Annotated in this window: 13 protein-coding genes; 7 read left to right on the top strand and 6 right to left on the bottom strand. The window is 66.6% G+C overall.

Features of this window, described 5'->3' with window-relative positions:
• Positions 1-586: 586 nt before the first annotated feature.
• Together KBI52_RS20215 and ppa are read left to right on the top strand one after the other, a co-directional pair.
• Positions 587-1,093 carry a GNAT family N-acetyltransferase gene (locus tag KBI52_RS20215; RefSeq protein ID WP_210810969.1) on the top strand — a complete coding sequence of 169 codons (507 nt, stop codon included), beginning with the start codon at positions 587-589 and terminating at the stop codon, positions 1,091-1,093.
• 282 nt (positions 1,094-1,375) lie between these two features.
• The gene (gene ppa, locus KBI52_RS20220; protein ID WP_173947780.1) at positions 1,376-1,915 is read left to right on the top strand and encodes an inorganic diphosphatase; all 540 of its coding nucleotides are present in this window, start codon (positions 1,376-1,378) and stop codon (positions 1,913-1,915) included.
• Between the two features lie 84 nt (positions 1,916-1,999).
• Here the strand turns inward: ppa and KBI52_RS34230 are convergent, their stop codons facing one another.
• Together KBI52_RS34230 and KBI52_RS20230 are read right to left on the bottom strand one after the other, a co-directional pair.
• On the bottom strand, positions 2,000-4,195 hold the full coding sequence (locus tag KBI52_RS34230; protein ID WP_210810972.1) for a M10 family metallopeptidase C-terminal domain-containing protein: 2,196 nt from the start codon (positions 4,193-4,195) through the stop codon (positions 2,000-2,002).
• 119 nt (positions 4,196-4,314) lie between these two features.
• Complete coding sequence (locus KBI52_RS20230; RefSeq protein WP_210810975.1) at positions 4,315-5,058, bottom strand: cation transporter; 744 nt, start codon at positions 5,056-5,058, stop codon at positions 4,315-4,317.
• A 68-nt stretch (positions 5,059-5,126) separates the two neighbouring features.
• On the opposite strand from KBI52_RS20230, the gene KBI52_RS20235 reads away from it, so the two are divergent.
• Positions 5,127-5,558, top strand: coding sequence for a helix-turn-helix domain-containing protein (locus KBI52_RS20235; protein ID WP_173947783.1), 432 nt, complete (start codon positions 5,127-5,129; stop codon positions 5,556-5,558).
• Positions 5,559-5,583: 25 nt separating this feature from the next.
• Here KBI52_RS20235 and KBI52_RS20240 read toward each other — a convergent pair whose 3' ends face one another.
• Entirely contained in the window at positions 5,584-6,846 is a 1,263-nt protein-coding gene (locus KBI52_RS20240) for a ubiquinone biosynthesis hydroxylase (RefSeq protein ID WP_210810981.1), read from the bottom strand.
• Between the two features lie 125 nt (positions 6,847-6,971).
• Here KBI52_RS20240 and tesB point away from each other — a divergent pair, with 125 nt between their 5' ends.
• The 3 genes from tesB (at position 6,972) to KBI52_RS20255 (ending at position 9,759) form a co-directional block, all read left to right on the top strand.
• Positions 6,972-7,832, top strand: coding sequence for an acyl-CoA thioesterase II (gene tesB, locus KBI52_RS20245; protein ID WP_173947785.1), 861 nt, complete (start codon positions 6,972-6,974; stop codon positions 7,830-7,832).
• A 207-nt stretch (positions 7,833-8,039) separates the two neighbouring features.
• Positions 8,040-8,378 (top strand): P-II family nitrogen regulator, encoded by a 339-nt coding sequence (locus KBI52_RS20250; protein ID WP_173947786.1) that lies wholly within the window; start codon positions 8,040-8,042, stop codon positions 8,376-8,378.
• A 37-nt stretch (positions 8,379-8,415) separates the two neighbouring features.
• Positions 8,416-9,759, top strand: coding sequence for an ammonium transporter (locus tag KBI52_RS20255; protein WP_247654522.1), 1,344 nt, complete (start codon positions 8,416-8,418; stop codon positions 9,757-9,759).
• A 192-nt stretch (positions 9,760-9,951) separates the two neighbouring features.
• Here the strand turns inward: KBI52_RS20255 and KBI52_RS20260 are convergent, their stop codons facing one another.
• From KBI52_RS20260 to KBI52_RS20270, 3 genes are read right to left on the bottom strand one after another with little or no spacing between them, the layout of a single operon-like run.
• On the bottom strand, positions 9,952-10,551 hold the full coding sequence (locus KBI52_RS20260) for an SCO family protein (protein ID WP_173947788.1): 600 nt from the start codon (positions 10,549-10,551) through the stop codon (positions 9,952-9,954).
• 15 nt (positions 10,552-10,566) lie between these two features.
• The gene (locus KBI52_RS20265) at positions 10,567-11,505 is read right to left on the bottom strand and encodes a DUF1775 domain-containing protein (RefSeq protein WP_173947789.1); all 939 of its coding nucleotides are present in this window, start codon (positions 11,503-11,505) and stop codon (positions 10,567-10,569) included.
• Positions 11,506-11,549: 44 nt separating this feature from the next.
• The gene (locus KBI52_RS20270) at positions 11,550-11,930 is read right to left on the bottom strand and encodes a hypothetical protein (RefSeq protein ID WP_210810988.1); all 381 of its coding nucleotides are present in this window, start codon (positions 11,928-11,930) and stop codon (positions 11,550-11,552) included.
• A gap of 156 nt (positions 11,931-12,086) precedes the next feature.
• Here KBI52_RS20270 and KBI52_RS20275 point away from each other — a divergent pair.
• A partial coding sequence (locus KBI52_RS20275; protein WP_210810994.1) for a DNA translocase FtsK 4TM domain-containing protein occupies positions 12,087-13,381 on the top strand: 1,295 nt, incomplete at its 3' end.

Raw genomic sequence — 13,381 nt, forward strand, 5'->3', positions numbered from 1 at the left:
TCCCCACCCGCTTCTCCGGGTTCACCGACGTAGAAATAAGAACCAACATCGCTCCCGTCGGCGTTAAGAACGCGGCCCATGATCCTGCTAGGGTTCGTGGAGGAAGCCGGTTGTAGCCATACCTGGACAATCCATCCGTCCCGCAGAACTATTGGGTTCGAGACAAACGCTTCAGGGATGTTCGTAATATTGGCGATATTGCGCGTTTCGCCCCACGAATCCGGAAAGGTCATCAACTCACTCCTCACATGAGAATGTATTTGTGTTACTGGTTGGTTGGCTCAGGCGCGGTGTGGCCGCACACTTTTCGAAACATAGTTGCGGAGACGCTTTTCACACCAGAACCTATCTCTATCCGATGTTTGGATTCTTTATAACGTTGCAGTACCCATATTCAAGATTCATAAAGGGCGCAAACCTTTCCTATCGTAATCCGGCCCCTTGCGTCCTTTTGCCTACCCGAGACAATCGGCCAATCGCCTATAAAGCCAAGGTTTCGTAGCCAGACGGGAGCCGCCGTTAAGGCCCCGTTAACCCTGCCGGGCGGACACTCGGTCCCGACCTTCCTCTCGCCGCCTTCGTGTCCATGAGCGACCTTCTCGTCAGTATCCGTCACGCCAAGCCCGATGACGCCCCGGCCCTCTCGCGGGTCTTCGATGCGGCCTGGCGGGAGGCCTATCTCGGGATCATTCCGGGCGTGACGCTCGACAAGATGTTCTCCCGGCGCAGCCCGCGCTGGTGGCGTTCCACCGTGTCGCGCGGGCGCCCGCTCGTGGTGCTCGACATCGGCGATGGCGCGGTGGGCTACGCGTCCTACGGCCGCTGCCGCGACCGGTCGCTGCCGGCGAACGGCGAGATCGACGAGCTCTATCTGCTGCCCGAATACCAGGGCATCGGCTTCGGCCGGCGCCTGTTCAACGCGGTGCGCAACGATCTCAAGGATCGGGGGTTGGACCGGGTCGTCGTCTGGGCGCTCGAGGACAACGAGCGCGCCTGCGCGTTCTACGAGAGCATGGGCGGACGCTCGGTTGCCCGCGTCGAGGAGCGCATCGGCCAAAAGCCGCTCGCCAAGGTCGCGTATCTCTTTCGCTGACGACGTCCGAAGCCGCCGTCCCGATACTCTGTTTCAGGATCTCAGGGCCAGTCCTGGTTCCGCGATAGGCGGCGCGTCCCGTCGCGCCTGAAAATGGGTTCCCCTTTTGAACCCAATGCTCTAGTGAGGCATCCAGGCTCCAGAAAGCGGTCGTCCGGCCTATCGGTTCAAGCCGCTCTCGAGACGATCTTCTGCCGCGTTGTTCCGGCGTGACGGCCTCCTCCCCCGGGAGAGAGCCTCGACCGGGACGATGCTTCAAGCCTTGTTCCGGAGAACAGCTCTATGCGCCTTGATGCGATCAAGATTGGAAAGAACCCGCCGGACGACGTGAACGTCGTGATCGAAGTGCCGCTCGGCGGCGAACCCATCAAGTACGAGATGGACAAGGAATCCGGCACGCTCTTCGTCGACCGCTTCCTCTACACGTCGATGCGGTATCCCGGGAATTACGGCTTCATCCCCCACACGCTCTCGGGCGACGGCGACCCCTGCGACGTGCTCGTCGCCAACACCCGCGCGATCGCGCCGGGCGCCGTCATGAACGTGCGGCCCGTGGGGGTTCTCGTGATGGAGGACGACGGCGGCCAGGACGAGAAGATCATCGCGGTTCCGTCGAGCAAGCTGACTCAGCGCTACGACCGGGTGGCCACCTACACGGACCTGCCGGAGATCACCATCAAGCAGATCGAGCACTTCTTCGAGCACTACAAGGATCTCGAGCCCGGCAAATGGGCCAAGATCATCCGCTGGGGCGATGCCGAAGAGGCCCGCCGCCTGATCATCGAGGGAATCGAGCGCGCAAAGGCGGACGCGAAGCGCTGATCCACGCAAGCGCCGGCCCTTTCGTCGGTCGTGAGGCATCGGGCCCGGCTCACAGGGTGAGCCGGGCTTTTTCGTCGCCAGCCCTCAGACGATGAAGAAATCCTTGTGGGAGATCGAGATCTTCCTCGTGATGGTGGCGAACTGAACCGCCTTCGCGGGACCCGACCCGTCCGGATCGTAGAAGAGCGCGCCGGCGCTCTTGAGGTACAGGACCCGGTCGTCCTTGTCCTTGAAGTGATCCCCGACGACAAAGGCCTTCTTCGACAGGGTGCCTTTGGAGATCTTGGAGAAGGCGTGCCGCGACAGGTGAATGACGTCGTCCTTCGGCACGAAATCCTGGATGTAGTCGAGGTTCGACTTCACGTTCGGCTTCTTGTCGAACAGGAAGACGTCGTTCCCGTCTCCGCCGACGAGGGTGTCGTTGCCCGCGCCGCCGATGAGCGTGTCGGCGCCGATTTCGCCGAAGAGCGTATCGTTGCCCGCCAGGCCCGAGAGCCGATCGTTGCCCGATTCTCCCGTCAGCTGGTCCGCTGCCGCCGTACCTGACCTGGTGATCGGCATCGTCTCGGTCGTGTTGTTCCTGACGGAAATCGTCAGGCTCCTGGTGAACTCGCCGCCCCAGGCATCGGAAGCCTTGACGGTGACGACGTGCTGCGTCGCGGTCTCGTAGTCGAGGGCATTTCTGACGACGAGCTTGCCGTCGCTGATGCCGAACAGGCCTCCTGCATCCGCCAACAGGGTGAAGGTCAGGCTGTCACCGTCTGGATCCGAGCCGAACAAAGTCGCCACCGTTGCGCCAATGACAGCGCTTTCGGAGACGCTGGCACTGGAAGGCGAGATGCTCGTCGGGCTGCCATTGACGAGCGCAACCGTCTGGTCACCGAACTTGGCGAACCGGATGTCCTTGAGGAGGTCGGCACCGTCCTGTCCGGTCGTGTCGGTGATTATGACCCCTTCGGGGCCGGTTACGATGCTGTAACTGGCCCTTGCGCCGGAGAATTGCGCCGTATCCGTGCCGCTGCCGCCGTCGAGCGTGTCGTTGCCTGCGCCGCCCTCGAGCGTGTCGTTGCCGGCTTCGCCCAGGAGCGTGTCGTTGCCCTCCCTGCCCGCGAGCGTATCGTTGCCGCTTTTGCCGTCGAGCCGGTTGGCATGCTGGTCGCCCGTGAGCTGATCGCCGCCCGAGGCGCCTTCCAGGTTTCGGATGTTGATCAGCTTGTCGTTGCCGTATCCAGTATTCTGCGGATCCACTTTCGAGAGGTCTGCAGTCACCGCGGTCGACCCCGTGAACCGGAGGGTGTTGTTGCCGTCACCGCCGTCCAGGGTATCGTCGCCGGTCCCTCCGTCCAGCGTATCGTCGCCATTGCCCCCGATGATGCTGTTGGCGAGAAAATTGCCCGTGATCGTGTCGGCGAAAGCGCTTCCAATGACATTCTCGATGCTGCTGAGCACGTCGGAAGTCCCGTTGCCGTAGGACGAACCGGACGTCAGATTGATGGTGAAGCCGCTCTGCGGAGTCGTGGTCGACGTCGCGTTCGAATAATCGACCGTGTCTGTGCCGCTGGCGCCATTGATGGTGTTGTATCCGTCCCCGACGATAAAGCTGTCGTTACCGTCGCCACCGTCGACGACATTGCTTCCTTTTCCGCCGGAAATCGTCTCGTTTCCGGCCCCGCCATAGGCAACGTCGTTGTCGTCTCCCAGCTTGACGATCCCACCCACCGTTCCGGACCGGCCGTCATAGAGGTCATCGCCGGCTCCCAGGTCAAGGGCGATCCCATTCGTGGCGGTGGTCCTGAGGGTGCCGGTGTTGACGATCCGGTCGCCTCCGTGGCCGCCGACAACGGCAAGCCCCGTTGTCTCGATCATGCCGGAATTGATCAGCTCCAGCTTGGCCGCAGTCGATGTCGAAGCGATCTCGATGCCGATGGCGCCCTTGATGACCTGGAGGTTGGTGACCGAGCCCGGTCCGGCGCCGGAAAACCGGATGCCGACATCGGTCGTGAAATCGCTTGTCGGGGTGGCGATCTGGCCGATCACCCCGTCGTTGATCACCGTGCTGCCGAGCCCCTGGAGGTTCAGGCCGTAAATGTCTCCGCGGATGGAGCCGTTGCTCCCGATGGTGACGCGCTGCTTGCTCGCGGCCTGGAAGATGGTTCCGGTGACGGCCTCGAGCGTCATGTCGATGATCGTGCTCCCGGTGATCGTATCCGTCAGCTGGATCAGCGCGTCGGTGCCAGGTGTCGGCAGATCGTCGATCGAGTCGTAAATGTGATTGGTCATGAATGTGCCCCGGCGGTCTGAAATGGCGGCCTGGAGCATATGTTTATGTTATTACGTATAAAAAAGGAAGGCCGGTGTCCCGTGGCCTTCCGCTGACCGCCTGCCCGGCCCTCCTCATTTCACTCGGCCGGAGCCGGGGCGACCGCGCCGGCATCCCGGTACTCGGCCCAGGCTTGGCGCAGGATCTGCACCGCCGAGGACAGGAACAGGCCGGCCATGAGGCCGGCCACGATCAGATCGGGCCAGGCGCTCGCGGTGCCCCAGACCGCGAGGGCGGCCGCCATGACCACCCCATTGCCGATGGCATCGTTGCGCGAGCACAGCCAGACCGAGCGCACATTGGCGTCCCCGTCCTTGTAGCGCATCAGCAGGAGCACGCTGGCGAGGTTCGCGGCGAGCGCCAGAATCCCGATCCCGCCCATGATCTCGGCCCGGGGAAGGCCAAGAATCAGCACATGGTAGATCGTGGAGCCCAACACCCAGGCGCCCATGAGCGACAGGCTCATCCCCTTGAACAGGGCCGCGGTGGCGCGAACCCGCAGGGACGCGCCGATGACCGCGAGACTCAGGCCATAGGTGACCGTGTCGCCGAGGAAGTCGAGGGCGTCGGCCTGCAGGGCCTGGGAACGGGCGAGGTGGCCGGCCACGATCTCCGTGACGAACAATGCGGCGTTGATCGCGATCACGGTCCAGAGGATCCGCTTGTAGCGGGGGTCGACCCCGTCGAAGACCGGCACGCCGCCATGGCAGCCGCAGGCGGCCTCCGCATGTTCGTGCGCCCGCGCCGGATGAGCGGCGGACTCTTGCTCATGGTGCTCATGAGAGGAGCAGCAGGCTCCGTGATGGTCGTGACGATCGCTCATCCGAATCTCCTTTTCGTCTGATCGGGAGAGCCGTACAATCTCTAGCGACTAGAGGTTCAAGGGGAAAAATGACGGATCTGTCGATCGGGGAACTGGCGCGCCGGGTCGCGGTAAAAGTACCGACCATCCGCTATTACGAGCAGATCGGCCTTCTCCCGGCCCCGCCACGCACGGAGGGACGGCAGCGCCGCTACGGGTCCGATCACGTGGCGCGGCTCGGCTTCATCCGGCATGCGCGGGAGCTCGGCTTCGAGGTCGAGGCCATCCGCGAGCTCCTGAGCCTGAGCGCCAGGCCGGAGCAGCCCTGCGAGCCGGCGGACCGGATCGTCATCCGGCATCTGGAGGGCGTCGAGCGCCGCATCGCCCAGCTCGAGCTGCTCCGGTCCGAGCTGCGGCACATGCTGGACGATTGCCAGCACGGTCAGGTGGGCGAGTGCCGGATCATCCAGGTACTGGCCGATCACGACCTGTGCCGGAACGATCACGGCAGGACGGGGTAAGGGCGGGGTAAGGGCGGGCGCCGTCCTACAGCGCCTCGCCCCGCAGCAGCCTGGGCTGCCGTTCGCTGACGCCGGCCGCCTCGCGGATGAAGAAGCGCTTCAGGCCCGGCATCCGGTCGACGAGGCCCAGCCCCAGGTCGCGGATCAGGCGCACGGGCAGGGCGTCGTTGGAGAACAGCCGGTTGAGGCCGTCGGTCATCATGCCCATGGCGGTGATGTCGGCGCGGCGCGCCCGCTCGTACCGGTCGAGCACGTCGGCCGCCCCCGGATCCATGCCGAGGCGCATGGCGTCGGTGACGATCTCGGCCAGTGCGGCCGCGTCGTGCAGGCCGAGATTGAGCCCCTGGCCGGCGATGGGATGGATCACATGGGCGGCGTCCCCTAAGAGCGCGAGGCGCTCGGCCACGAAGGACCGGGCCACGCCGAAGGACAGGGGAAAGGCCTGGGGCCGGGTCTCGAAGGCGAGCTTGCCGAGCTGGAGGCCGAAGCGGCGTTCGAGCTCGATGAGCAGGTCTTCCGGGTGCGACTCGAGCAAGGCGGGCACGTTTTGCGCACGCTCGGTCCAGACGATCGAGGAGCGGTGCCGGAACGAACCATCGGCCTGCGGCTCCGGTTTGAGCGGCAGGATCGCGAAGGGCCCGGAGGGCAGGAAGTGCTCGACCGCCCTGCCCTCGTGGTCACGCTCATGGACGATCGTCGCGACGATGCCGGACTGGCGGTAGGGCCAGGAGATCCAGCCGATGCCCGCCTGCTCGCGCAGGCGCGAGCGTGCCCCGTCGGCCGCGACGAGGAGCGAGGCCGCCAGGCTGCCCCCCTCCGCCAGCGCGACATCCGTGCGTGCGCCCTGAACGGCAAAGCCCCTCACGCCCTCGGCGCGCAGGTCGACGCCGCTGTCGCGGCAGGCCTCCAGCAGGGTGGCGGTCAGATCGCCCGCCGTGACCATGTGGGCGAAGGGCTCATGGCCGTCGACCTCGCCCGCGAAGGTCAGGAAGGTCGGGCGCACCGGGTCCTGCAGGCGGCTGTCGGTGATCACCATGTCGAGAATGGGCTGCGCCCTGTCGGCGATCCCGGCCCAGATTCCGAGCGCCTCCAGCATCCGGCGCGCCGCCGCCGCGATGGCGTAGGAGCGCTTGTCGCCATGGGGATCGCGCCGGAGGGCCGGATCGCACATGACCACGTCGATTCCCTCGGCGAGCGCCCGCTTCAGCGCCAGGGCCAGGGACAGCCCGGCGAGTCCTCCGCCCGCGATGACGATGCGCGGTCGCTCCATCCCGGTTGCTGCGCTCATCGGTCTTTCTCCATGCCTTCGACGTTATAGGTGGGTGTCAGCGATCCATCGACCAGCGTCAAGCTTGACCTTCCTGCGCCTCTCACCGATGGATGGCTGTTGCCGATCGAAGGACCTTGAACCCCATGTCCCGTGCCGTTTCCGATCTCCTGTCCATTCTCGACCTCGAACCCCTCGAGGTGAACCTGTTCCGCGGGCAGAGCCCGAAGAGCGGATGGCAGCGCGTGTTCGGCGGGCAGGTGATCGGCCAGGCGCTGGTGGCCGCGACCCGCACGGTCGACGGGCGTCCGCCCCATTCGCTCCACTGCTACTTCATGCTGCCGGGCGATCCCAGGATCCCGATCATCTACGAGGTGGAGCGCATCCGCGACGGCAAGAGCTTCAGCACCCGGCGCGTGCTCGCGATCCAGCACGGGCAGGCGATCTTCGCCATGTCGGCCTCGTTCCACCGCGAGGAGGAGGGCTTCGAGCACCAGGCCGAGATGCCGAAGGTGCCCGGACCCGACGAGCTCCCGAGCGAGGAGGACGTGAAGGGCCGGCTTCTCCTGCAGATGCCCGAACCCATGCGCACCTATTACGAGCGCGAGCGGCCGCTCGAGATCCGTCCCGTGGAGATCAAGCGCTACACCTCCCGCGAGCCGGGAGAGCCGCGGTTCCATGTCTGGATCAAGACCACCGGCCGGCTGCCGGACGATCCGGCGATCCACCAATGCGTCCTCGCCTATGCGTCGGACATGACGCTCCTCGACACGTCGCTCTTTCCGCACGGCCGGTCCGTGTTCGACCCGGCGATCCAGCCGGCGAGCCTCGACCACGCCATGTGGTTCCACCGGCCGTTCCGGGCCGACGAATGGCTGCTCTACGCGCAGGACACCCCCAGCGCCGGCGGGGCGCGCGGCTTCTCGCGCGGACTCATTTTTAAGCAGGACGGCACCCTGGTCGCGTCCGTTGCCCAGGAAGGGCTCATCCGCGAACGTCGGACCTGACCAGTTCTGCCTAAAATTTGATCAATAAGATCGTTTTATAGCCCAGCTGAGCCTGCCTAGGAAAGAGGCAGCGCCCGTGCGCCTCTGGCGACAAAGCATGGCATGTTTCTTGCGTAGATGCCCCCGACACCCGTCCGACAGGCCGGGTTCGATTGGAAACCGCTGCCTGGTTGGTCGGGCAGACGTCTCAAAAAGGGGGCCAGACCCATGAAAATCGTGATGGCGGTCATCAAGCCGTTCAAGCTGGAAGAGGTGCGCGACGCGCTCACCGCTCTCGGCGTGCACGGCCTCACCGTGACCGAGGTGAAGGGATACGGACGGCAGAAGGGCCATACCGAGATCTATCGCGGGGCCGAATACGCGGTGAGCTTCCTGCCCAAGCTGAAGATCGAGGTCGCGGTGGCGACCGAGCTGGTCGGCCAGGTGATCGACGCGATCACGGCGGCCGCCCGCACGGGCCAGATCGGCGACGGCAAGATCTTCGTCACCTCGCTCGAGAAGGCGGTCCGCATCCGCACGGGCGAGACCGACATCGACGCCCTTTGATCCCATTCATTCAATGATTTTCCGGAGTTCAGATCCGATGAAGTTCCGTCCTCTCCTCCTTCCGGCGCTCGCCGCGCTCGGACTGGGCCTTGCGGCCCTCGATCCCGCCCTGGCGCAGGACGCCGCCGCGGCCGCCCCCACGGTCAACAAGGGTGACACGAGCTGGATGCTCGTCTCCACCATCCTCGTGATCCTCATGACGATCCCGGGCCTCGCCCTGTTCTATGGCGGCCTCGTGCGCACCAAGAACATGCTCTCGGTGCTCATGCAGGTCTTCGCGGTGTTCAGCCTCGTGTCCATCCTGTGGGCCTTCTACGGCTACTCGCTCGCCTTCACGTCCGGCGGCGAGGGCATCGGCGCGTTCATCGGCGGCTTCTCCAAGGCGTTCCTGGCCGGCGTGACCACGGATTCCACCGCCGACACCTTCACCAAGGGCGTGGCGATTCCTGAATTCACGTTCGCGGCCTTCCAGCTCACCTTCGCGTGCATCACCCCGGCCCTGATCGTCGGCGCCTTCGCCGAGCGCATCAAGTTCTCCGCCGTGATGCTGTTCACCGGCCTGTGGCTGACCTTCGTGTATCTCCCGATCGCCCACATGGTGTGGTTCTCGGAAGGCTACCTGTTCGGCCTCGGCGCCCTCGACTTCGCGGGCGGCACGGTGGTTCACATCAATTCGGGCGTGGCGGGCCTCGTCGGCGCCCTGCTGATCGGCAAGCGCATCGGCTACGGACGCGACCTGCTCGCCCCGCACTCGCTGACGCTCACCTTCGTGGGCGCGTGCCTTCTGTGGGTCGGCTGGTTCGGCTTCAACGCCGGCTCGAACCTGGAAGCGACGGGCGGCGCGGCCCTCGCGCTGATCAACACCATCCTGGCTCCGGCCGCCGCCGGTCTCGCCTGGATGACCGTGGAGGCTCTTGGGAAGGGCAAGGCCTCGCTGCTGGGCATCGCGTCGGGCGCGGTCGCCGGCCTCGTGGCCATCACGCCGGCCGCCGGCCTGTCCGGCCCCATGGGGGCCATCGTGCTCGGCCTGGTGGCCGGCGCGGCCTGCTACTTCGCCGTGACCAGCGTGAAGAACGCCCTCGGCTATGACGACGCCCTTGACGTCTTCGGCATCCACGGCGTCGGCGGCATCATCGGGGCCATCGGCACCGGCGTCGTGGCGGCCCCGTCGCTGGGCGGTTACGGGGTCGGCGAGTACTCGATCGGCGGCCAGGTCTGGACCCAGATCATCGCCGTGGTGGTCACCCTGGTCTGGACCGGCATCGGCTCCGTGGTGCTGTACAAGATCACCGACATGATCGTCGGCCTGCGCGTCACGCAGGACCAGGAGCGCGAAGGCCTCGACCTCGCGGACCACGGCGAGCGCGCCTACAACTACTGAAACGAGCCACTCGCTCGAACGGAAAAGCCCCGGACCGAAAGGCCGGGGCTTTTTTATGCGCGGTCAAAGGATCTCACCGCGTCATGGCCGGGCTTGTCCCGGCCATCCGGATCATGTGAAGCGCGGCGCTTTTCCGATCGAGATCACCGGCACGAGGCCGGTGAATGCCATGGCAGGGAGCGTGGATGCGCCTCACCCGTTCTTGATCAGCTGCCGCAGCTTGGCGCGGCGGGTCTCCTCGGGCTCCTGGAAGTTCGACGTGCCGTAGAACTCGCCCTTGCTGTCCATCAGGAACAGGGTGGCCGAGTGGTCCATGGTGTAGCCGTCATCGGTCGGGACCTTGCGGTAATAGATCTTGTAGGCGCGCGCCGCGGCCGCGATCTCCTCCTCGGTTCCCGACAGGCCGACGATGCGCGGATCGAAGGACGAGAGATAGGTTTTCATCAGCTCCGGCGTGTCGCGGGCCGGATCGACCGTGATGAAGGCGGCCTGGAGCCTGTCGGCATCCGGGCCGAGCGCCGCCATGTCCTGGGTGAGATCGTAGAGCGTGGTCGGGCAGACCTCCGGGCAATGGGTGAAGCCGAAGAAGACCACGAAGGGCTTGCCCTTCAGGTTCTCCTCGGTGTACGGCCGGCCCTCGTGGCTCGTGAGCCGGAACGGGCCTCCGATCGGCACCTTGCCGGCGCTCTGCGGCGGCTGCGACGGGAACAGGAGCAGGCCCGCCGTCACCAGCAGCACCAGCAGGCCCGTGGTGAAGACGAGAAGCGGCACGAGAAGACGCTTGATGGTCATCGCCGATCTCCCGCGCTAGTGCTGATGCTCGGCCGGGGCGCCGCCCATGCCGCGCACCGCGTATTCCACCTCGACGCGGCCCGCCTTCTCGAAGACGAGCGTTCCCTTGACCGTCTGGCCTTCCTTCAGGGGCTCCTTCAGGTCCATGAACATGAGATGCAGGCCGCCCGGCTTCAGTTCGACCGTGGCGCCCGGCTTGATCTCGAGACCACCTTCGACCGGCTTCATGCGCATGACGTCGCCGTCCATGCGCATCTCGTGCACCTCGACCTTGGAGGCGAGCGGGAACGAGCCGCCGACCAGGCGATCGGGCGCCGTGCCGGTGTTGGTGATGCGCAGGTATCCGCCGCCGACCTTGGCGGCCCCGGGGGTCGCCCGCGACCAGGGCTGTTCGAGGGTGAGCGGTCCGGCCTTCACGACCTGAGAGCCCGTGGCGGCAGCGCCCGCGACGCGCACGCCGGGCGCGGGTGATTTGAGGCTGTGCGGATCCTCGCCGGCCGCCGGCACCTGGGTCCATTCCTCGGTCGCGCCGTCGCATTCCTGCACGACCGGAAAATAGACCGTCGCGCCCGGCTGGTAGGCCTCGGTGAAGCGGGCCTGGAACACGAACTCGTCGTAATAGGCGTCGTCCAGGGAACCGGACCAGACGATGTCCGTGACCCCTTCCGACACGGCCTCGCCGTTGACCTGGTAAGCCTTCACGTAGGCGCCCTTGGCGGTTTCCAGCTTCCAGCCGGCCTTCGGCATCGGCTTGACCGCCACGATGCCCTCGGGGATGCGCACGCGCACCTTGAGGGTCGCCTTGCCGTCGCAGCCATGGGGGATGCGCAGCACGGCCTTGTAGGTGGCGTTCGGGGTCGCCTGCCCGTTCTCGAACGAGACATGGGCGAGGGCCGGCGAGGCAATCATGAGGGCGGCGGCAGTCAGCGCGCCGCCGAAGCGTGACGAAGTCATCGGATACGTCCTTGAGAGAAGAGGGGAATCGAAGCGGGCGGCACTCAGCCGCGGTGCGGCGGCGCGCGCGATCCCAGGGGCAGGACGTCCGAGGTGAGGCGCAGATGCGACGCCCCGGCGGACGGATCGACCGTTGCGGCGACCGGCGCGATCGGCTCGATGATGGCCGCGGCCGGGGCCGGTCCTGCCGCAGTCGAGCCGTGACAGCTCAGGGTGCAGCAGAGGGTCTCGTGGGCTTTCTTCGGTCCATGGTCGGGCGCCGAGGACCCGTCCTGGAGACAGATGATCCCCTGGGCCTCCGCGGCCGCAGCGGCATGGAAGGCGCCGCCGACCGACAGGAGCAGGGCCTGCAGCACGAACGCATAGGCCATCGCGGCCACGATGGCGGCGCGCGTCCAGGCGGATTTCGGGCCTCTGCGGGTCATGGCCGGGACACTGATCGTTCGAAGGCCCAACGTCAACAACGGAAAACCGCCGCACCTTTTCCCTGCCCGATGCGCTTACGGTTAAAGGACCCTTAACCCGGCCCGGCTAGCATCCAGGCAATAATGTCCCGTCCCGTGGTTTTTTAGAGTGGTTTGATGCGTACGGCCCGCCGTTCTTCTTCCGCCTATGATGGCCTCTTCAGCGCCTTTCGAGCCTTCCTGGCCCGCCGGGCGCAGGAGCTGACGGGCCTGTGCCTGATCACGGTCGCCGGCGCGGTCGCGGTGGCCCTCGCCACCTGGTCGGTCGACGATCCGAGCCTCAACAACGCCACCGATCTTCCGGTCCGCAATCTCCTCGGCTGGCCCGGCGCCATCGTGGCCGACCTGCTGATGCAGCTTCTCGGCCTCGGCGCCATCGCGGCGCTGCTTCCCCTGGCGCTCTGGGGCTGGCGGCTCATGAAGTCGGGCGATCTCGGCCGTCTGCAGCTGCGCCTGGCGCTCTGGGTGATCGGCGCGGGCGCCGCGACGGCTCTCGCCAGCGCCCTGCCGCCGACGCAGAGCTGGCCGCTGCCCACGGGGCTCGGCGGCGTGGTCGGCGATGCGGTGCTCGCCGGAGCCAAGGCCATCACGGGCCTGTCGAGCGGCTCGGCCAGCGCCGTCCTGGGCGCCCTGTTCGCCGGGATCGCGATCTTCAGCCTCACGGCCGCCTGCGGCCTCGGCCCGCAGGAGGAGCGCCACCACGACGATCCCGAGGAGCTCGAGGAGAGCCCGCCGGTCCGGCGGCGCAAGATCCAGGATTGGGACGAGGCCGAAGAGGCCGGCCAGGACGAGCCCGGCTGGGGCATCGTGTCCCTGGGAGCCCTCGCCCATGGCGTCATGAGCCTGCGTGCCTCGGCCCGGCGCTGGAAGGAGAACCGCCGCTCCGCCCTCGTGGAGGAGGTCGAGGACCTTCCCGCACCGGCGCGGCGCCCGTCCCGGCAGCCCGGCCTGCGGCGCGAGCCCGTTCTCGACGGCGCCCCGGCGCGTCCGCGCCCTGCCCCGGCCTCCATGCCGATGCATGACGAGGACGAGGCCGGATGGGACGCCGACGAGCCGCATCTCCCCCCGCTGCACCCTGCCGCAAGGCCGGAGCCCGCCCCGTCCCGCGTCGCCCCGGCGCCCGCCGCGCCGAAGCCCGGCAAGCGCATGGCCCGCGAATCGCAGCCCTCCCTGCTCGACGAGGAGAACTACCAGCTGCCGCAGCTCAACCTGCTCGCCGAGCCCAAGCGCCCGTCGGTCCCTTCGGTCTCGGCCGAGGCCCTGGAGCAGAACGCCGCCCTGCTCGAGGGAACACTCGAGGATTTCGGCGTGCGCGGCGCCATCACCAAGGTCAATCCCGGCCCTGTAGTGACGTTGTACGAGTTGGAGCCTGCGCCTGGGACGAAGTCGTCGCGGGTGATCTCGCTGGCGGA

This window comes from Microvirga sp. HBU67558 (assembly GCF_018069605.1).
In the GTDB taxonomy this organism is placed as follows: domain Bacteria; phylum Pseudomonadota; class Alphaproteobacteria; order Rhizobiales; family Beijerinckiaceae; genus Microvirga; species Microvirga terrae.